At 73.3% G+C, this 769-nt stretch carries 1 protein-coding gene; it reads right to left on the reverse strand.

Translation table 11 applies throughout. From position 1 onward, the window contains the following. Window positions 1–668, reverse strand: a 668-nt coding sequence (locus IEY93_RS37335) for a DUF993 family protein (RefSeq protein ID WP_189167872.1), incomplete at its 3' end; no start/stop codon positions are given. Between the last annotated feature and the right edge of the window lie 101 nt (window positions 669–769).

The raw sequence follows: 769 nt of genomic DNA on the forward strand, positions 1-769 counted from the left end.
CCGGCATGGTCGTGGACGAGCGCGAGGAAGGACTCGGTGGCGGCCTCAAGATCGCGCGACCCCCAGTATCCGGCCAGCGCGGGGTCGAACACCTCGCCCAGCCAGTGGAGGATCACCGGCCGGTCGACCTGGCCCAGCACCCTGCCGTAGACCTTGTGGTAGTCCTCGGGGCCCCGGGCCAGGCGGGCCAGTTGCCTGCCGGCCATGACGACGACCCGGGCGCCCGCGTCCTGAACCGTCTCGATCTGCTCCAGGTAACCCGCGACGACCTGCTCCAGCGTGGCACTCCCGGGCAGATGATCGGTACCGGCGCCGCAGGCCAGCAGGTCGGCCGGATCACCGAAGTGCCGGGCCTCGGCGGCGCTGCGCCGGATCAGCTCCACCGTGGCCGCCCAGTCCAGCCCCATGTTGCGCTGGGCGGTGTCCATCGCGTCGGCCACCCGCAGCCCGCACGACCACAGATGGCGGCGAAAGCGCAGCGTCGCCTCCCAATCCAGGGCCGCAGGCGAGCCGGGGGCGTGACCGGCGAACGGGTCGGCCACCACATGCGCGGCGGCGTAGGCGACCCGGCTGGTGGGGGGTGACGGCGGCAGATCCCAGACGACCGGCTCACGCATCCGGTAGATCTCCAACCGGCGACCCGCCCCCGGCAGCGTGAGAGCGGTCATGCCCCCACCCCGGGCACCTCGACACGCACACCCTGCGCCGAGGAACGCAGGCCCAGCTCGGCGATCTGCACCCCGCGCGCGCCGGAGGCCAGGTCGTACGG

The organism is Sphaerisporangium melleum (assembly GCF_014646695.1).
GTDB classification, from domain to species: domain Bacteria; phylum Actinomycetota; class Actinomycetes; order Streptosporangiales; family Streptosporangiaceae; genus Sphaerisporangium; species Sphaerisporangium melleum.